At 51.7% G+C, this 238-nt stretch carries 1 pseudogene; it reads left to right on the top strand.

From position 1 onward, the window contains the following. A pseudogene (locus tag LK536_RS59060) lies at nucleotides 1-238 on the top strand (ATPase); the annotation flags it as partial.

The following is a 238-nucleotide window of genomic DNA, read 5'->3' as shown; positions in this document are numbered from 1 at the left end:
CCGGCGTGGGGAAGACCCAGATCATGGAACAGATATCCAGGGAGTGCCGGAGCGGGCTGGTGGCATATACCATCACCCACCACACAAGACAGAGCGCGGTGGGACTGCCCTTTATAGACAGGAAAATGTTTGGGGGCCGGGAATACGCGGTGAAAGAGTATACCATGAGCGAGATCGTGGCGTCCATTTATAATAAAATTGAGAACAACGGACTTAAGGAAGACATACTGTTCATCGA

This window comes from Clostridium pacaense (assembly GCF_020709765.2).
Taxonomy (GTDB): Bacteria; Bacillota; Clostridia; order Lachnospirales; family Lachnospiraceae; genus Enterocloster; species Enterocloster hominis.
This window is presented reverse-complemented; position numbering and strand designations above follow the sequence as displayed.